Origin of the sequence: Paenibacillus sp. USDA918EY (assembly GCF_009870825.1) — a bacterium.
Lineage (GTDB): Bacteria > Bacillota > Bacilli > Paenibacillales > Paenibacillaceae > Paenibacillus_AQ > Paenibacillus_AQ albilobatus.
This window is the reverse complement of the sequence record NZ_WTWY01000002.1, coordinates 517,025-534,589: the sequence shown is the minus strand read 5'-3', so window position 1 is coordinate 534,589 and position 17,565 is coordinate 517,025. Positions and strand designations below refer to the sequence as shown.

16 protein-coding genes are annotated in these 17,565 nt (G+C 54.5%); 12 read left to right on the top strand and 4 right to left on the bottom strand.

Going from position 1 to position 17,565, the window contains the following annotated elements:
- Nucleotides 1-11 precede the first annotated feature (11 nt).
- From GQY55_RS06610 to GQY55_RS06590, 5 genes are all read left to right on the top strand, one after another.
- Complete coding sequence (locus GQY55_RS06610) at nt 12-1,190, top strand: glycoside hydrolase family 88 protein (RefSeq protein WP_160039404.1); 1,179 nt, start codon at nt 12-14, stop codon at nt 1,188-1,190.
- Nucleotides 1,191-1,247: 57 nt separating this feature from the next.
- The gene (locus tag GQY55_RS06605) at nt 1,248-3,098 is read left to right on the top strand and encodes an alpha-L-fucosidase (RefSeq protein ID WP_160039402.1); all 1,851 of its coding nucleotides are present in this window, start codon (nt 1,248-1,250) and stop codon (nt 3,096-3,098) included.
- Nucleotides 3,099-3,222: 124 nt separating this feature from the next.
- Nucleotides 3,223-4,005: a TrmB family transcriptional regulator gene (locus GQY55_RS06600; RefSeq protein ID WP_160039400.1), complete on the top strand. Its 783-nt coding sequence runs from the start codon at nt 3,223-3,225 to the stop codon at nt 4,003-4,005.
- 75 nt (nt 4,006-4,080) lie between these two features.
- Complete coding sequence (locus GQY55_RS06595; RefSeq protein ID WP_160039398.1) at nt 4,081-4,878, top strand: inositol monophosphatase family protein; 798 nt, start codon at nt 4,081-4,083, stop codon at nt 4,876-4,878.
- 601 nt (nt 4,879-5,479) lie between these two features.
- Complete coding sequence (locus tag GQY55_RS06590; RefSeq protein ID WP_160039845.1) at nt 5,480-6,667, top strand: glycosyl hydrolase family 8; 1,188 nt, start codon at nt 5,480-5,482, stop codon at nt 6,665-6,667.
- A gap of 126 nt (nt 6,668-6,793) precedes the next feature.
- Here GQY55_RS06590 and mraY read toward each other — a convergent pair whose 3' ends face one another.
- Nucleotides 6,794-7,747: a phospho-N-acetylmuramoyl-pentapeptide-transferase gene (gene mraY / locus GQY55_RS06585; RefSeq protein ID WP_160039396.1), complete on the bottom strand. Its 954-nt coding sequence runs from the start codon at nt 7,745-7,747 to the stop codon at nt 6,794-6,796.
- A gap of 289 nt (nt 7,748-8,036) precedes the next feature.
- Between mraY and GQY55_RS06580 the strand changes: the two genes are divergently transcribed.
- Nucleotides 8,037-8,549 carry a CcdC protein domain-containing protein gene (locus GQY55_RS06580; protein ID WP_160039394.1) on the top strand — a complete coding sequence of 171 codons (513 nt, stop codon included), beginning with the start codon at nt 8,037-8,039 and terminating at the stop codon, nt 8,547-8,549.
- Between the two features lie 153 nt (nt 8,550-8,702).
- Here GQY55_RS06580 and GQY55_RS06575 read toward each other — a convergent pair whose 3' ends face one another.
- From GQY55_RS06575 to GQY55_RS06565, 3 genes are read right to left on the bottom strand one after another with little or no spacing between them, the layout of a single operon-like run.
- A complete protein-coding gene (locus tag GQY55_RS06575) occupies nt 8,703-9,266 on the bottom strand; it encodes a DUF4825 domain-containing protein (RefSeq protein WP_160039392.1) in 564 nt (187 codons plus the stop codon).
- A complete protein-coding gene (locus GQY55_RS06570) occupies nt 9,256-9,936 on the bottom strand; it encodes a permease prefix domain 1-containing protein (protein ID WP_160039390.1) in 681 nt (226 codons plus the stop codon). The genes GQY55_RS06575 and GQY55_RS06570 overlap by 11 nt, the downstream gene beginning before the upstream one ends.
- Complete coding sequence (locus GQY55_RS06565) at nt 9,933-10,283, bottom strand: PadR family transcriptional regulator (protein WP_160039388.1); 351 nt, start codon at nt 10,281-10,283, stop codon at nt 9,933-9,935. The genes GQY55_RS06570 and GQY55_RS06565 overlap by 4 nt, the downstream gene beginning before the upstream one ends.
- A 194-nt stretch (nt 10,284-10,477) precedes the next feature.
- Here GQY55_RS06565 and GQY55_RS06560 point away from each other — a divergent pair, with 194 nt between their 5' ends.
- From GQY55_RS06560 to GQY55_RS06535, 6 genes are all read left to right on the top strand, one after another.
- On the top strand, nt 10,478-11,146 hold the full coding sequence (locus GQY55_RS06560; protein ID WP_160039386.1) for a response regulator transcription factor: 669 nt from the start codon (nt 10,478-10,480) through the stop codon (nt 11,144-11,146).
- A gap of 2 nt (nt 11,147-11,148) precedes the next feature.
- Nucleotides 11,149-12,582 (top strand): HAMP domain-containing sensor histidine kinase, encoded by a 1,434-nt coding sequence (locus GQY55_RS06555; RefSeq protein WP_160039384.1) that lies wholly within the window; start codon nt 11,149-11,151, stop codon nt 12,580-12,582.
- A 43-nt stretch (nt 12,583-12,625) separates the two neighbouring features.
- A complete protein-coding gene (locus tag GQY55_RS06550) occupies nt 12,626-13,417 on the top strand; it encodes a DUF3919 family protein (protein ID WP_160039382.1) in 792 nt (263 codons plus the stop codon).
- Between the two features lie 19 nt (nt 13,418-13,436).
- On the top strand, nt 13,437-14,474 hold the full coding sequence (locus GQY55_RS06545; RefSeq protein ID WP_160039380.1) for an ABC transporter substrate-binding protein: 1,038 nt from the start codon (nt 13,437-13,439) through the stop codon (nt 14,472-14,474).
- An 88-nt stretch (nt 14,475-14,562) separates the two neighbouring features.
- Nucleotides 14,563-16,218: an ABC transporter permease gene (locus GQY55_RS06540; protein ID WP_160039378.1), complete on the top strand. Its 1,656-nt coding sequence runs from the start codon at nt 14,563-14,565 to the stop codon at nt 16,216-16,218.
- 48 nt (nt 16,219-16,266) lie between these two features.
- Nucleotides 16,267-17,352: an ABC transporter ATP-binding protein gene (locus tag GQY55_RS06535; protein WP_160039376.1), complete on the top strand. Its 1,086-nt coding sequence runs from the start codon at nt 16,267-16,269 to the stop codon at nt 17,350-17,352.
- Nucleotides 17,353-17,565: the final 213 nt, after the last annotated feature.

Here is a 17,565-nt window from a genome sequence, read left to right as displayed (position 1 = left end):
AGGAGTACACGATGAGTGAACAGACTTTACAGAAGAACGCTGCAAATTCGCATCAACCTGCGGAAATTCCCGCTTCCGTCCACGCCTGGGCGGACGGCGTGTGGGAACGGATTCGGGAAAAAATAGGTCGGACCAGCCGCCGCATCGGCGTCAGCTGCCCGCATGCCTCCGTAAACGGCGTATACGACGATATGCGCGTATCCTGGTGGACGGCCGGCTTCTGGCCGGGCATTTTATGGCAGCTGTCCGCGGACGGCGGACAACCGGAATTCAGAGACATCGCGGAGCGGTGCGAGGAACGTCTGGACGAACCGCTGCACGCGCTGGCGGTGCACCATGATTCAGGGTTTATCTGGCTGCTGTCCGCCGTGGCCGATTACCGCATCACGGGGAACGAACGCTCCCGGCAGCGCGGGCTGATGGCGGCATCGCAGCTGGCGAGCCGCTTTAACCTGAAGGGCCGGTATATCCGGGCTTGGCATGACGCGGAAAACGTCAACCGCGCAGGCTGGTCGATCATCGACACGATGATGAACCTGCCGCTATTGTACTGGGCGTCGGAAACGACGGGCGATCCGCGCTTTCGCCATATCGCCGCCGCGCATGCGGAAACGGTCCTCGAGCATTTCATGCGCCCGGACGGATCGAGCTATCACATTTTGCGCTTCGACGCCGAAACCGGGGAGCTGCTGGGCGCGGATGCCGGGCAGGGATATGCCGCGGACTCGGCCTGGGCGAGAGGCAGCGCCTGGACGGTATACGGGATGGCGCTTTCTTATAAGTACACCGGCAACGAGGCGTTTCTGACCGGCGCCAAGCGGGCCGCGCATTTCTTTTTGGCCCAATTGCCGGAGGATTACGTCCCGCATTGGGACTTCCGGGCGCCCCGAAACGACGACACCCCGCGTGACACCTCGGCCGGCGCCTGCGCCGCCTGCGGGCTGATCGAGCTCGCGGCGCATGTCCCCGCCGGGGAAGGCCAGACGTATTTGGACGCCGCCGGACGGCTTGTCCGTGCTTTGGATGAGCATTACGGCGCTTGGGATCGTGAGGACGAGGAAGGTTTGATTTTGTCGGGCACCTCCAACCTGCCGGGCGGGGTGCATATCGATACGCCGCTTATTTACGGGGATTATTTCTTCGTGGAGGCCGTATCCAGGCTGCGCGGTTCCAAGCTCGGTTTTTGGTAACGGTTGTCCGAATCGGCTATTGAATACACGGGACATGGAAAGGGGATCTGGAGAACCATGGGGAATCAGACGGACATCAACAAAACGGGACACGAGGATCCATCGGCCGTCCGCGAGGAAAATCTTCTGGATGATCCTCTGCAGGCCGTGAACGACGGCGCGGACACCGGGGACGAGGCCCATGAGCGAAGAATCGCTTGGTGGCGCGAAGCCAGGCTCGGCCTGTTCATTCATTGGGGGCCTTATGCGCTGCCTGCCGGGGAGTGGAACGGAGAAGAAGTCCAGGCTTCTTACAGCGAGCATATTATGCTGCGCGCCCGCATTCCGGTGCGGGCCTACGAGGAAATGGCGGAGCAATTTAATCCGACCGCTTTCGATGCGGGAAGATGGGTGCGAACCGCCAAGCAGGCCGGGCTTAAATATATCATTTTTACCGCCAAACATCATGACGGATTTGCGATGTACGACTCGAAAATCTCCGACTACTCCATCGTGAGGCATACCCCGTTCGGGCGGGACCCGCTGGGGGAATTGGCCGAAGCGTGCCGCGAGGAAGGGCTGGTTCTCGGCATTTATTATTCGCATGCCATGGATTGGCATGACCCGGACTCGCAGGGGAACACCTGGGATTATCCCGGCAACATCGGCGCCTACGACGAGGTGGAGAGCTGGATTCACGATGAAGACAAACGTTCCCGGTTCGACCAATATCTTCACCGCAAATCGCTGCCGCAGGTGCGCGAGCTGCTGACCGAATACGGCAAGGTCGGGCTGATGTGGTTCGACTGCGGCGGCAAACTGACTCGGGAGCAGGGGGAATTGTTCCTAACCACCGTTCACGCCCTGCAGCAGGACTGCCTGGTGAACAGCCGCGTCTGGAAAAGCCCGCTCGGGGATTACGCCAACACCTCCGACAATCAGCTCGAAACGCGGACGATCCGCCGCGACTGGGAAAACATCATCACGCTGAACGATTCCTGGGGATATAAAAAATCCGACTCCAATTGGAAGCGGCCGGATGTTATCATTCGCCAGATTGTCGATGTGGTCAGCAAAAACGGCAACCTCGTCATCAACGTCGGACCAACGGCCACGGGCGAGTGGGACCCGGTCTCCGAGTCCATCCTGCTGGAGGTGGGACAGTGGCTGCGGGTGAACGGGGATGGCATTTACGGTGCGGGCGCGTCTCCGACCGCCAAACCGTCTTGGGGAAGATGCACCTTAAAAGGCCAAACGTTGTACCTGCACATATACGATTGGCCGGCGGACGGGCAGCTGGTGGTGCCCGGGCTGCTCAGCCAAGTTGAACGGATCTATCCCCTCGCAGGAGGGGCGGATTTGGCTTTCCGGCGCCAGGGCGCACAGGATATTGTCGTATTTCTGGACGATAAGCCGCAGATTGCGGACGGAAAGCCGACCGTGCTGGCCGCCCTATGCGCGGAGGAGGTTCAGGGGAACCCCATCCGATTGCTGGCGGATGGCGCCGGAGCGCCGCGGTTGTATGAGCTGGGGGTTTTTGAAAGCGAAATATCCGGCGCCAAGCTCCGTTACGACACAGGCAAAAAAAACCGCGATAACTTGCTGGATTGGTCCGACCCGGCGGATTTTGCGTTCTGGAGCATACGCACTTCCGGTCCCTGCGCGTTTACGGCAAGTCTCGTTTACGGATGCGGCGGGGATGGAGGGGGTTCTTTCCGGCTAGAGGTTTCCCCTTCCGGTCAAACGCTCCGCCAAGAGGTCAGGCCGACCGGAGATCCGTATGATTTCCGCGAATACGAGGTTGGAACCCTTCATTTTCCGGAAGCGGGCGAATACCGGATCGGGCTGCATGCCGAGCGAATCGAAGGCGCGTATTTGATGCAGCCGCGTCAACTGAAGTTAACGCCGGCGGCCAAATCCTTGATATAAGAAGAACAGCCCGCTGCCGGCTTTCCGGTCCGGGTTGCTTCTTTTTTTTTCGAGTTGACAGGCTGTGTCTTCGTGAGTAGTATTTATAAATAATACTATGAAATCCAAGAAAGGAGATCAGTCCATGATCGAGGAACTGCGAAGCATCGGCTTGTCCGATTTGGAGGCGAGAATTTATTTGGCCTTGCTGGAAGAGCCGGAGATTTCCGGATATGAAGTCGCTAAACGGGTATCCGTATCCCGTACCAACGTTTATGCCGCTTTGCGCGCGCTTACGGACAAGGGGGTATGCCGCACGATTGAGGCCGAGCCCGTTTTGTACGATGCCGTTCCGATCGCCCAGCTGATCCGCACGATGAAGACGCGTTTCGACCAAACCTCCAGGCTGCTGCTGCAGGAGCTGGATGCGCCTCCGAAAAAAGCGGCGTCCTTTTATTCCTGGAAGGGAGAGCAAGCGCTGCGGCAGGCTATGGAGAGGATGATCGCCAACAGCGAGCGCAGCATGATCGTGGATGTGTGGTCCGAAGATTTTCAAGCGATGGAAGAAGCGCTGCTGGATGCCGAAGGGCGGGGCGTTCGCGTGATCGTCATTACGATCGGCGAGGTTCAAACCCCTCTGAAGGAAGTCATCACTCATCTGCGGAGTGCGGATTGGGAAGAGCATATATCGAGAAAATTTTCCATTTTAGCCGACGGCAAGGCAGCGCTGATCGGCAGCTTCGGCAAAACCGTCAAATTGTCCGCGCTGGAGACGGACCATCCGGCGATCATCGAGCTTTTGAAAAACGGATTTTACCATGATTTGATCGGCGAACGGATCGAACGGGACTTTGGCGCTGCATTGAAGGAAAACTACGGCAAGGATTACGAAAAGATCATTGCCTCTTACCGGGAGCTGCTCACCTAGGGTCGGCTCCGCCTTTTTTGCGGATTTTATAGTAGTATTTACAAATACCATTAAAAATGAAGGAGATGCATTTTGATGATCCAAGTGAATGTCGAGGAAATTCGTGACGTTTTAACCCGCACCGGGCAGCTTCTTTTGCAAAAATACAACCGCGAGCAGCCGCCGCAAACCCGGGAGCTTCTGATCGCACGTTTCGTGGAAGCGAACGGCTGGGCCGAACGGGAGATTCGAAAGGCTTTGGAGTCCCGTTATCCCGGCGTGCGCTGGTCGGAAGCCGAGCTGGATGCCGGCAAACAGGCCGATCCCGAATTCGGCGGGGCCTATTGGGTGCTCGATCCGATCGACGGCGCGGTGCATCTGCACCAAGGATTTGCGTTCTGGTCGACCTCTTTATGTCTGATCGAAGACGGCGCTCCCGTCTTTGCCGCTGTATATGATGCGAACCAGGACGAGTTTTTTCATGCGCTGCGGGGCCAAGGGGCTTTCCTGAACGGAGAGCGGATCGGGGTGGCGCGGAAAACGAACCTGTCGGATGCGCTGCTGCTGACGGCTCCGCCGAACAAAGTCGACATCGAACCGGAAAACGTCCGCTTCACCTCCTGGAGCCTCGGCAAGCTGCTTCCCGAATCGACGGCCGTGCGCATGCTGGGGTCCGTCGCGCTCCAAATGGCATATGTCGCCTGCGGCCGGATGGATGCTTATTGGGAATTCGGGCGTGAAATTTACGACTGGATGGCCGGTGCCTTGCTGATCGAGGAGGCTGGCGGAAGCGTGTCGGACGTGGACGGCAAGCCGTTTACATGGGGAACCTCGGGCATCATCGCCGGGCATGAACCGCTGCGGCTTGGCATTCAACAGGTGCTGGTGGAGTAACAAAGCATCAAGGCTTTTTTCCAGCGGGCAGAACCCGCAGGGGGCGTGAGCAGCGACGGTGGATGAAGAAGCGTTTTTTCGCATGAGGGCAGAGGACCGGGGCGTTAGCCCCGGGTTTTTTTATGGGAGATCATAGAATTTATAAGTTTTCAGCGAAGTTGACCAATTTTATGATCGTAATTTATGATCCCAAGAATAACCTCCGCTAAACGCGGTCTGTCTTCCGCGAAAGCATGTCGATAGATGATTTTCTTAGTTTTAAGTTATACGTTTTGGCGGTTCGAGATCATCGCTTAGGAGCTTCTATCTTTGGGAAAAGAAAAGAGAAACATGTCGAATCAGGACTTTCGATTCAATCTATTTGGAACTATTTACAAATATTAGCATGGAATCTAAAATGGAAACAGGCGCTAAAATTAAAGCGCTTTAATTTAAAGGAGGTGTTTGCACAGGCTTTTTTGTTTTAACCGTTATTACTTTCCAACAAGATGCTGCCTGATGTCCGGCATAAAGGTTATGTCACGGATCCCAAAATCGACTTTAAAGGAGAGTAAGGAAAATGAGAAAAAACGGAAAGTTTTCGCTTCGCGGCAAAGCTGTTATGATGAGTTGTCTCGCTTTTCTCTTGATCCCCGCAAGTTTCGCTTTCGCATCTCCTAACAAGCCGTTTCCGCAGCATACGACATATACATCCGGTACGATCAAACCGAGCAACGTCACACAAAGCGCGATGGACAGCGCCGTCAAATCGAAGTGGGACAGCTGGAAAGCCGCTTATTTGAAGCCGGCCGGAACCGGAAAATATTACGTGAAATACGAATCGAACGGGGATACGGTGTCCGAAGCCCATGGCTACGGCATGCTGGCAACCGTGTTGATGGCCGGCTACGACAGCAATGCGCAGACCTATTTTGACGGACTGTATAAATATTACAAGGAACATCCGAGCGACAACAATCCGTATCTGATGGCTTGGAAACAAAACAGCAGCTTCCAGAACATCGAAGGCGCAGATTCGGCCACCGACGGCGACATGGATATCGCTTATTCGCTGCTGCTGGCGGACAAGCAGTGGGGAAGCAGCGGCAGCATCAACTATCTCCAGGCAGCCAAAGACATCATCAACGCCATCATGCAAAGCGACGTCAACCAAACCCAATGGACCTTGCGTCTCGGCGATTGGGCGACGGACAGCAAATATAAAGACGCGACGCGCCCTTCGGATTTCATGCTGAACCATATGAAGGCTTTCCAGGCCGCAACCGGGGATTCGAGATGGAGCAACGTCATCGATAAAACCTACACGATCATCAATTCGATTTACAACAACTACAGCTCGTCGACGGGCCTGCTCCCGGATTTCGTGGTGTTGTCCGGAGGAGCGTACAAGCCGGCCCCGGCCGACTTCCTGGAAGGCGCCAATGACGGGAACTATGAATACAACTCCTGCCGCACGCCATGGCGGATTACGACCGACTACCTGATGTCGGGGGATAACCGCGCGCTGAATCAGCTGAACCAAATGAACACCTGGATCAAAGGCAAAGTGAGCAGCAATCCAAGCAGCATCAAAGACGGTTATAAGCTGAACGGCAGCGTCGTCGGCTCCTACAACAGCGGCGCGTTTTACGCTCCTTTCGGCGTCGGCGCCATGACGTCCTCGGCCAACCAAAGCTGGCTGAACTCCGTATGGTCCAAAACGGCCGGAAGTTCGAACGAAGGCTACTACGAAGATAGCATCAAGCTGTTTTCGATGATCGTGATGTCCGGCAACTGGTGGACGTATTAAGAATCTATCGAAGAGGAAACGATAGTTTAAAGGCCCGATCAGCTGTTGAAGCTCATCGGGCCTTTCTTCGCGTGGAGACTCGTGTTTATTTCAAAGCCATCTTTTCCCGTGCACGCAGATTTTGCCTTAATGCATGAGGTATTTCCAGATCAGCCAGCAGACCAGCACCGATATCCACGAAATGAAACCGAAGATCATGACGATTTTGTTTTCGCTCCATCCGTATTTCAGGCTGAAATGGAAGTGGATCGGGGTCATCCGGAACAGCCGCAGCTTCGTCCGTTTATAGTACCACACCTGCAAAATGACCGACAGCTGTTCCGCCAAATAGACGGAAAACAAAATCGGGATCAAAATTTCGACCTTCTCGATGACGGCCAGTACGGAGAGGGAACCGCCGATCGCCATCGACCCCGTATCGCCCATAAACGCCCTTGCAGGATAAATGTTGTAAAGAAAAAGTCCGAGCAGACAGCCGATCATGACGAGCGAAAAGGTCTGTACTTCAGGTTTGTCCGAAATCATGAAAAAGAAAAAATACGTCGGAACGGACACGTTGATCAGCAGCCCATCCAGCCCGTCCGTAAAATTGATGGCATTCGCGGAACCGACCACAAACAGCAGTATGACCGCCACATACACGTATACCGGCAGGTGAAGCTCGTACCCTTGAAATAACGCGATGTCGCTCGTCAAGCCGAACGAATGGAGCAGCACATACAAAACGACTCCCGTAAAAAGGAATTGAAGCACCAGCTTCGTCCGGCCGGAAATGCCGGAAGGGTCCTGCCAGAAGGCCTTTTTGAAATCATCCAGAAAACCGACCGAGCTGAACAGCAAAAACGTCACGCACAGCAGCAGCATCAGCGGCACCGGGTGGAACTGCAGCGAAGTCGCTACCCCGATGAGCAGGATAAGCCCGGCCATCAGCGGCGTGCCGCGTTTGGCCTGATGGTCGGCGGGAAGCTCGGCGCGGATCGGCTGCGTCAGCCGCAGTCTGCGCAGCGCCCAGATCAACAGCGGCATCAGCGCCGCCACCAGCAGAAAGGACAGGCCGGAAACAGCCATAATTCCGTACATTGGACAAACTCCTTATTTGAAAAATATGGTGCCCCTATCATATAAATAATTCGGGCATGAAGACAAACATTCCTTTTATTAGGGAATTCTTGAAAAATCCCTTGCGAACCGGTCGGCCCCCTCATATCAGACCCGTTTCTCTCCGTTTTTTCGCTGTACCTTTATTAAGCGCCGTTTATCCATCTGTAGATGGATAAACGGCGTAATTTGAATCAATCCCTTTATGGACGCGGGAGTCTTCCTGCAAGCGGTATGATTAAAACATACCTAATAAACCAGGAGGCAACCTATGACAACAAGTCTTTGGATTTCCACAATCGCTATGTTCGGCGTGCTTGTGATCAGCTCGTTCGGACGGAAACCGTTCAACTGGATCCGCGCGCTGCTGCCCGTTGCAATTCTCGGCTACTTTGCTGCCACTTATTTGAAAGATGTGCCAACAGGCGGCAACAACGGCTTGCTGCTCGCGGCTTCGATCATACTCGGCGCCCTGATCGGGTTAGTTCTGGTCCTTCTGTCCCGTGCCGAATATGATCAAACAAATGGAAAAACCTATGTTTACACTAACCCTGCAAGTATTGCAATATTGGCCTTTGTATTTATCTTTCGCATCGTTTTAATTGAATTCGTTACGCATCATGGGAAAGAGGCCTACCGTTTCTCGATGCAGCACCACTTTGACCTAGAAGTGCTTGGACCCATTTTCATTCTTATGGCTGGTGCAATGATTATTGTTCGCGTGGCCGGCATTTTCGCCAAAGTCAATCGCAACCCGTCCAACGTGTCGAAAATGGACTCCTAAGCCAAAACGCCCCCAGAGCTATCTAACTGTTGCGAGTAATAGCTCTAGGGGCTTCGGTGTTTTGTTCCTTTGGCTGCTACGATCTGTTTCTCGGCCTCACTTGCTGCTCAATTCCTCCATTGTCTTCTGCAGCTTGCTGAATCATGCCTATCCCTATAGGATAGTAAACAAGCTGGCGATTCCTTTTTTAACGTAATCGGGATGGTCAAGCGGCTGTTGGACCACAGGCTGCCAAATCTTCGGTGAGTCGGTGAGGGAGGACAGTTTTTTGCCGTACCAATGTTCAAGGTCGCTCCGTTTGGCCGTATACGTCCGGTCGTCGAATTTGAAGCGGATTTCGCTCAGATTGCCGATCAAGGCAAAGGCTGCGGTAGCGTTGTAAATCAGGGAACGATCAAGGCGTTCCTGATTGATTTCAGCCGTTTTCGCATGATAGACGATATCCGCCGTCAGCGTATCCGGGTGCAGCTCAAACGTGCTTCGAACTTCGTTTAAGGGAAGCGAGTGCATCAAATTGGACAGGTTGCTGGCGTTTCCCATATATTTGTTTTCATATTTTGCGATGCTTTGCAGATCATGGGTCTGCGGGTTTTGCTGAGCGGCTTCGTAAGCCTGCCGATCCCGCTCCCATTTCGGCAGGATGACGCCTTGAACCGTGCCGAACAGCAGGATGCCTGCTGCAGCTAGCAGAAGGATCGTTTTGTTTTTAGTCCACATATCCGGCACCTGCCCCGTGTTTATATTTAAGCCGGACCGAAGCGTTAAAGAGCAGCGGAACGATCACCGTGACCAAAGGCCAGACGTAATTTGCCGCAAGAACGCCAAACTGGTACGGGCCCGAAATATGCAGCGGTCTGCCGAACCAAATATTGCTTCCCATATGAAGCGCGGTCGTGGACGCCGTCATAGCCAGAACAAAAATGCCCCATACGATCCAAGCCAGCTTCCGGCTGCGCTCTGCCGCTGCTTGATCCCATGTCTCGTTCCGGCGGTTTTCTCCCGTAGCGGATCCGCGGACGATCAAGTAGATGATGCCCAATAGGAGCGCGATCAGCGGCAGCAGCAAACTGAGCTGACCGGCGACGCCGACGAGGCGCATCGGGATGGTGACGATCCATGCGATCAGGCAGTACAGCAGCGCCGTCTGCATCAGTTCTTCCCGATATTTTGCCGCATCGTAATGCATTTGTCCTTCGATCAATCCGTCGACGCTGGCCATGCCTGCTTTGGCTGCTTTTACGGCCTCGCCGTATTCCATTCCTTCCGCCGTCAAATCGGCGACCTTGGCTTCCAAATTGCCCAAAATTTCTTCCTTTAATTCGCGCACCTGGCGAGTCTGCTTATACCCTGCAAATAACTTCTCTACATGCTCGCGTAAAGGATTCATTCGTCTCCCTCCCCGGATCCGATCAGTTGATCGATCAACTTTTTGCCCATTTTCCATGCGTTTACGTTGTGGTGATACGTCTTTCGCCCCTGCGGCGTCACCGTGTAGTATTTCCGGCGCCCACCCTGGCTTTCATCGCCCCAATAAGAAGCGATATTCCCTTGGGACTCCAGCCGCTTCAGGCTGGTGTAGAGCGACGGTTCTTTAAGTTCATATTGCCCTTGGCTGTATTTAGATATGGACTTGATGATTTCGTAACCGTAATTGTCGCCTTCGCATAAGACCCGAAGAATGATCGTATCGATGTTGCCGCGAATCAGATCGCTGCTGATGCTGCTTTCTCCCATTTACGTTCACCTCATATTTGCAATGTATCACATATTACTATGTGTGACAATGTAATTTAAGATCAAATGCCGATACGCCCCGAAAAACCCCGATTTACATCTCGCTCAATTTAAGCTAAGTTGAACTGTAAATAAGTCATCTGGTGTCGAAATATGCAAAATCTCCATATGTATGCGGGAGGAGGGTCATAGCGGTGAATATTTTAATCATCGAAGACGATGCCAGCATCCAGATGCTGCTGAAGCTGAGTCTGGAGGTGGAGGGGTATCGGCCGGCCATTGCCGGCAGCGTCGCCGAAGGCTTGGATGTTCTTGCGCAGGGGCGGACGGATCTCGTTTTGCTCGATTTGATGCTGCCGGACCGGTCGGGATTTGAATTGCTCCAGCTGCTTCAGCAGCAGTACCGCAGCATTCCCGTCATCGTGCTGACGGCCAAAAACGAAATGAACGATAAAATCCTCGGGTTCCAGCTGGGCGCCGACGATTATTTGACGAAGCCGTTCGAAACGCGCGAGCTGGTGGAGCGGATCAAAGCCGTCATGCGCCGCATGCGGGCGTCGCAGCCCCCGTCCGAGACGGTCGCGATCGGCTGCATCGAAATCGACCGGAGGGAGCGCTCCTGCCGGGTCGCGGGCAAGCCGTTGAAAACGACAAGCAAGGAGTTCGATTTCCTCTGGCTGCTGTGCACGAATCCGAAAAAGGTATTTACGCGGGAGGAACTGCTCGATCGCGTGTGGGGCTACGAATATTACGGCCATACCCGTTCCGTCGACATGATGGTCAATCGCCTCAGGGAAAAAATGAAACCGCATGACCATCTGGTGGCAACCGTCCACGGCACGGGCTACAAGCTGGAGGTATAGGGATGGGGCTGCGGAACAAAATGTTTCTTCAACATGCCGTCACGATCGTGATGCTGCTGGCGGCGATGTATTTTGTCGTCAATTACACGCTGAACAAAAGCATGATTGAGCGCGATACGCAAACCTTGAGCCAATATTTCGCCCTGCACCGGATCGAGGCGCTCAAAATCGTCAGCGACAAAAAAATAAGCATGGACCAGCTGTTTTCCGGCACCTATGCGCCTTTTATCGCTTCGCATCTCGCCGCCAACAGCAATTTTCAGGTGCAGCTGTTTGCGCCGGACGAGACGATCGTCGGGAGCAGCAGCGACAAGGACAACCTGCTTAAGCGGGGCGATATCGCGGCAGCGCTGCAGGGTCAAAGCGCGACGGTCATTACGGAAAAGGAAGGGATGCAGACGCTTGTGTATTCCGCTCCATTTTGGTATGAAGGCAAAATCGTGGGCGGCTTCCGTTATTTGCTCGATTTAAGCCAAAACGTCGAGACGCTGCGGCAGATGCGCATCTGGTTTATCGGAGCAGCGGCCGGCTGCCTCGTGCTCTCGCTGCTTGCAAGCTATTCCTTCGCTTCGTTCCTCATGAAACCTTTGCATGCGCTGCAACGGGCCTTAAGACGCGTTTCGGTCGGGGATTTCAGCAGCAAAATCGAGGCGAACACCCGCGACGAGGTCGGCGAGCTGGCTGCAAGCTTTAACGAAATGTCGCATGCGCTTCAGCATCATATCGAGCTGCTGCATTACGAGCAGGGGAAGCAGAAGGCTTTTTACGACAACATTACGCATGAATTCAAAACGCCGCTCACCTCGGTGATCGGATTCTCCGAACTGATCTCCAAAATGCGGCGGATGGAGGACATTCAGGAATGCAACCAGTACATCCGCAAGGAAAGCACCAAGCTGCTGAACATGGTGGAGGAGCTGTTGCAAACGTCGCTGAAGGGCGACGAAGCATGGCGCATCCGGCCGGAAAAAGCGGACCTCGGCGCCCTGATCGCGGATAGCCTCCGTATTTTGAAGCCGACGCTGGAAAAATCGATGATTTCGACGACGGTGAAGGGTTCGCATTTCGAGGTGTTCCTGGACCCGAAACGGACGCAGCAGGTGCTGTTCAACATTATCGACAACGCCATCCGGCACAGCGAATGCAAACATCTGCATATCGAGCTGAAAGAGCAGGGAGACCGCGGATTCGTCAGCATCATCGACAACGGCAAAGGGATATCCGAGCAGGATCAGGAGGCGCTTTTTCTTCCTCCGGAGGAAAAACGGGACCGCGTGGTTTCCAGGGACTCGCATGGGCTTGGTTTGCCGCTGTGCAAGCAGCTGATGGAGCTTCAGGGCGGGGAAATGGCGCTGAAGAGCCGCCTGGGCAAAGGAACGGAGGTGCAGCTCGCATTCAGCAAACGGATGCCCGGTATGACGCTGTTACAAAACTGATACAAAGTTTCAATTTTTCTGAGAAAAAAGGAGGTTAAAGTGAATGCCAGAGGAAAAGAAAGGGCTTTCATGGTTCCGCCTCATTCTGGTGCAAGCCGTCATCGGCTGCATCCTGATCGGCATTTGCTCCTATACCTTCCGGATTCCGCTGGACGAGGTCCGCACGCTTTCGCCCCAGCAGGAACAATCGGAGCGTTTTGCGGGCATCCCGATGCGGATCGACTTGAACTATCCGGGCCTCGGCAAGGTCGTTTTGGACGATCCGAAGGAACTGCTGTCTCTGAAGTCCGCGTTTTCGGCTTTGTTGACCGCCGGCCGCGAGGAACGCACCGTCAAGGATGCGCGCCTGCTGCTTAGCGGCAGCATCGTTTACCTGGATCAGGAGGATGTTCCGTTTCAGGTGCAGACGAGCGCGTTCCGGTTCGGGGACGTATCCGTCAATTCGCTGAATGTAAGCGCAAACATCCGCAAGCTGCAAAGCATGCTGATCGACAAGGTATTTACGCCGTCCACGATCGGCATGGCGGTCGAAAATCCGGCCAATGAAGTCTACGCCCTGAAAAACGGCGACATGCTGCGGCTGTCCGAAGCGGACCGCACGGCGCTGACGGTGCAGATCCGCACCGCCGCCCGCGTCATCGACTTCAGCCGTTTCGAGGAACTGACGAGGCAGCCGGACAGGCATTTCGTCATCTCGCTGCAGGCTTCCGGGCAGGGGAAAAAGCATTGGCTTCACATCGACCGCTTTAACAGCGCTTACATGGTGGTATACGATTTGCTGGATGAGACGAACCAAAGAGCCTATTTCAAACTTAACGTTGCCTCAGGAACATAGTGAAGGGATGGTTTGAAGTATGGCGTCCAGAAGGAAAAGCAATAGCTCGCTTATTATCGTGATGGCGGCGATCGTCATTTTGGTCGGGGGATTTTTCTTATACAAAGCAGGGGTGTTCGGCGGCAAAAGCAAAGAGAAAATTACCGTCTACTCCATCTTCCAGGAGGAAGAAGCGCGAAAGATTTTGGATAAGTTCAAGGAAGAAACGGGCATCGATTACGACATTTTGCGACTTCCAAGCGGCGAAGCGGTTTCCCGCGTGCAGAACGAAATGCTGAACCCGCAGGCGGATTTTCTGATGGGCGGACCTGCCGACTCGCATGAGGTGCTGCGAAAGGCCGGAGCGCTGGAGGCTTACGTTTCGCCGAACGCCTCCGACGTGCCGGACAACATGAAAGACAAGGACGGCTACTGGACCGGGTTCTATCTGAATCCCGTCGCGATCGGCATCAACGAGGAACGCTGGAAAGAGAAATACGGCAGCGACCCGTATCCGGAAACGTTCAAGGATCTGCTCGATCCGAAATTCAAAGGCGAAATCGGCATGTCCGACCCGGCCACCTCCGGCACGGCGTATACGGCGGTCGCATCGCTTGCGCAGGTGTGGGGAGAAGACGAAATGCTGAACTACATGCGAGATCTTCTGCCGAATCTGAAGGAAAGACCGAAATCCGGCATCGAGCCGATCCAGAAGGCAGCCAAAGGAGAGTACACGATCGGCGTTACTTTCCTGGGCGACCAGCTCAAAATCAAAAACCAGGGCAACCCGATCCACAGCATCGTTCCGGAAGCCGCCGGATACGAGGTAGGCGGCCTGTCGATCGTGAAAGGCGGACCGAATACGAAAGCCGCGAAAAAGCTGATGGACTTCATGCTCACGAACGAGCCGGGCGAGTTGTACACCCAGTCCGCGTACGCCGTCTCCGTGAAACCTTCCGTGCCTATTCCTCAGGGCGGCATCGACATCAAAACGACCAAGTACAATACGGCATACGATCTTTGGAAAGCGGCCGAGCAGCGCAAAGATCTGCAAAACGCCTTAAAAAGCTTGAGATAATCGAACAGCCGCCGGGGGCATGCACCACCTTCATGGGTGATTGCTGCCCCTTCATGGATAGACAGAAGAAAGGTGGGAGCCCTACCCCATGAAAGAGAAAAAAGGCACCCGGGAGTCGCTCAGCCGGCTGCTGAGGGATCCGTCCTCCCTGGTTTTGGTGTTGACCAGTTTTATCGTATTGATTCTGTTCGTCATTTATCCGCTGATCGTCGTCGTGTTCACCTCGGGTTTCGACAACTGGGGCGCGTTTTTCAGCAAACCCCGCTACGGCCGGGCGCTGCTGAATACCGTCGTCAGTTCTACGCTGTCCGCGGTGACGGCGACGGTGATCGGCTTTATTTACGCGTATGCCATTCATTACAGCAACATCGCGGGCAAAAAGTTTTTCCGCATCATCGCGTTTATTCCGCTGTTGGCGCCGTCGGTCATGAGCGGTCTGGCGTTTCTGCTGCTGTTCGGCCGCGGGGGCATGATATCGCAATGGATGAACTCCGTATTCCATGTGGAGCTTGATTTATACGGCCTGCCGGGGCTGTGGATCGTGCAGACGATTTCCTATTTCCCGCTGGCATACATGACGATTACGGGCGTGCTGCGCTCCATCTCGCCGAATCTCGAAATTGCCGCCCAAAACCTGGGCGCGAGAGGTTTCCGGCTGTTCCGGACCATTACGTTCAAGCTGGCGCTGCCGGGCGTCATCAACGCTTTTTTGCTGGTGGCGATCAACTGCTTCGCCGACTTCGGGAACCCGAAGCTGATCGGCGGCAACTATTCGCTGCTTGCGGTCGAGATTTACGGGGAGATCATCAACAATGAGCCGGGCCTGGCTTCGGTGATGGGGATCATTCTCGTCGTTCCGGCGCTGCTCGTGTTTTGGCTGCAAAACAAAGTGCTGTCCAAGGGTTCCTATTCGACCGTGACCGGCAAGCCGGTTTCCGGGCTGAAGCGGATCACGACCTCCCGGAGCACCGACGTGCTGCTGTTTATTTTTAACGCTTTGATTTCGGTTTTCATCATTTCGATGTTCGCCATTACGGTGTTGTTTGCTTTCACGAAAAACTTCGGGCGCGACAATACGTTTACGCTGGACCATTTGATGAAGGTCGTGTTCAGCTCCTCCAGTCCGGCGGTCATGAACAGCTTGGTGCTTTCGCTCGTGAGCGCGATTTTGGCGGTAGCGTTTGCGCTTGTTCTCGCTTATATCGTCGTCCGCAAGCCCTTTCCGGGCAAAAAGCTGCTCGATTTCAGCGCGGTGCTGCCGATCGCGCTTCCGGGCACGTTCGTCGGCCTGGCCCTCATCGTCACCTTCAGCAAAGGCCCGATCGTACTGCAGGGTTCTGCCGTCCTGATCGTCATGGCGATGCTGCTGAAGCAAATGCCCGTCGGCTACCGCGGATTGACCGCTTCCTTCAAGCAGGTGGACAAATCGATCGAGGAGGCGGCGACCAATCTCGGGGCGAACAGCCGCAAGACGCTGACAACGATCATTTTCCCGATGCTGCAAAAAACGATCGTGGCCAACTTCGTGTACGCGTTCATGAAAAACATGAATACGCTCAGCACGATCATTTTCCTGATTACCCCCAAATGGGTGGTTGCGGCCGTGTCGATCTTCAACTATGCGGAGACGGGAACCTACTACTGGGCGGCGGCCGTTGCGGTCGGACTTATGGGCGCGACACTTGGCACGCTGGGCATCATCAAGCTGATTTTCCGCTTGAAGGTGAAAATATTCGATTTCTAAGCTGCATGAGCCCCGCGGCAAAACTGGAAAAACAGGGAGTGGACAAAAGTGGAACCACAGGTACTGCTTGATTTGAAAGACGTCAACAAGGTATTCGGGCAAAATCACGTCCTTAAGCATATCAATCTGCAAATCGAACGCGGCAAATTCATTACCTTTCTCGGCCCGAGCGGCTGCGGCAAAACGACGCTTTTGCGTTCGATCGCCGGATTTTACACCGTTGACCAGGGGGAAGTATGGATCGACGGCAACATGGTGAACGACTTGCCCCCATACAAAAGGGGAACGCCGATGGTGTTTCAGGAATACGCCCTGTTCCCGCATATGACCGTTTTCGACAACGTCGCGTATGGGCTGGACATGCAAAAACGCCCGGAGGCGGAGGTGCAGCAGCGGGTGCAGGCGGCTTTGGCCCAGGTGAAGCTGACGGGTCTGGAGCAGCGTTATCCGCATGAAATGTCGGGCGGCCAGCAGCAGCGCGTGGCGATGGCGCGGGCGCTCGTCATGAATTCGCCGATCATCCTGCTCGACGAGCCGCTGAGCAACCTCGATGCCAAGCTGCGCGAGGAGGTTCGCGTCGAGCTGCGCAATATTCAGCAGGAGCTTGGCTTGACCGTCATTTACGTGACGCATGACCAGCTTGAGGCGTTGTCGATGTCCGATTACATCGTCGTGTTTAACAAAGGAAAAATCGATCAATACGGCACGCCGCATGAAATATACTACAAGCCGCGTACCCGGTACGTCGCGGATTTTATCGGCACCACCAATTTCATCGAAGCGACGATCGAACGTCAGGAAGGGGATCAAGCCGCCGTCGTTTACGGCAAAGGGCGCCGGGCGCTATTGAAGACGGACGAATCGTGGACTGCGAACCAAAAGGCGGTTCTCAGCATCCGGCCGGAGTCTTTGCGGCTGAATCCGCCCGAAGGGTATCCGTTTCAGATGAAAGGCAAGGTGAAATCCTCCATGTTCCTGGGCGAGAAGGAACGGTATTTCATTTTGGATGACGAAGGCAAAGAGTGGATCGTCGACGCCTACGACGTTGGGCAAACGACCTACGACGGCGAAGTTGCTTTTGGGGCGGCGGCCGACAAAATTCATATCATTCCTGACGATGGGGATCAAGCTTAGCCTGCACCCCATGCAGATTCGATCCGTTTCGATCTTGCCATGGATAAAAAAGGAAAAGGAAAACAATGTCGTTTTCCTTTTTAGCATCGAATTTTTAATTTCCGGGGTCCCCGCAAAGTACCTGAATCGGCTTCGAAGCCAAAGCACCACTTTGTGGGGCTATTTCACGTTTCAAGTTGTTTTAGGCGTAAGGCAAGAGGGGAGAGTCGAGGG

Bases quoted from the DNA above. Each gene is read 5' to 3' on its own strand.
- GQY55_RS06610 (WP_160039404.1), top strand. From the start codon at position 12: ATGAGTGAACAGACTTTACAGAAGAACGCTGCAAATTCGCATCAACCT.
- GQY55_RS06605 (WP_160039402.1), top strand. From the start codon at position 1,248: ATGGGGAATCAGACGGACATCAACAAAACGGGACACGAGGATCCATCG.
- GQY55_RS06600 (WP_160039400.1), top strand. From the start codon at position 3,223: ATGATCGAGGAACTGCGAAGCATCGGCTTGTCCGATTTGGAGGCGAGA.
- GQY55_RS06595 (WP_160039398.1), top strand. From the start codon at position 4,081: ATGATCCAAGTGAATGTCGAGGAAATTCGTGACGTTTTAACCCGCACC.
- GQY55_RS06590 (WP_160039845.1), top strand. From the start codon at position 5,480: ATGATGAGTTGTCTCGCTTTTCTCTTGATCCCCGCAAGTTTCGCTTTC.
- mraY (WP_160039396.1), bottom strand. From the start codon at position 7,747: ATGTACGGAATTATGGCTGTTTCCGGCCTGTCCTTTCTGCTGGTGGCG.
- GQY55_RS06580 (WP_160039394.1), top strand. From the start codon at position 8,037: ATGACAACAAGTCTTTGGATTTCCACAATCGCTATGTTCGGCGTGCTT.
- GQY55_RS06575 (WP_160039392.1), bottom strand. From the start codon at position 9,266: ATGTGGACTAAAAACAAAACGATCCTTCTGCTAGCTGCAGCAGGCATC.
- GQY55_RS06570 (WP_160039390.1), bottom strand. From the start codon at position 9,936: ATGAATCCTTTACGCGAGCATGTAGAGAAGTTATTTGCAGGGTATAAG.
- GQY55_RS06565 (WP_160039388.1), bottom strand. From the start codon at position 10,283: ATGGGAGAAAGCAGCATCAGCAGCGATCTGATTCGCGGCAACATCGAT.
- GQY55_RS06555 (WP_160039384.1), top strand. From the start codon at position 11,149: ATGGGGCTGCGGAACAAAATGTTTCTTCAACATGCCGTCACGATCGTG.
- GQY55_RS06550 (WP_160039382.1), top strand. From the start codon at position 12,626: ATGCCAGAGGAAAAGAAAGGGCTTTCATGGTTCCGCCTCATTCTGGTG.
- GQY55_RS06545 (WP_160039380.1), top strand. From the start codon at position 13,437: ATGGCGTCCAGAAGGAAAAGCAATAGCTCGCTTATTATCGTGATGGCG.
- GQY55_RS06540 (WP_160039378.1), top strand. From the start codon at position 14,563: ATGAAAGAGAAAAAAGGCACCCGGGAGTCGCTCAGCCGGCTGCTGAGG.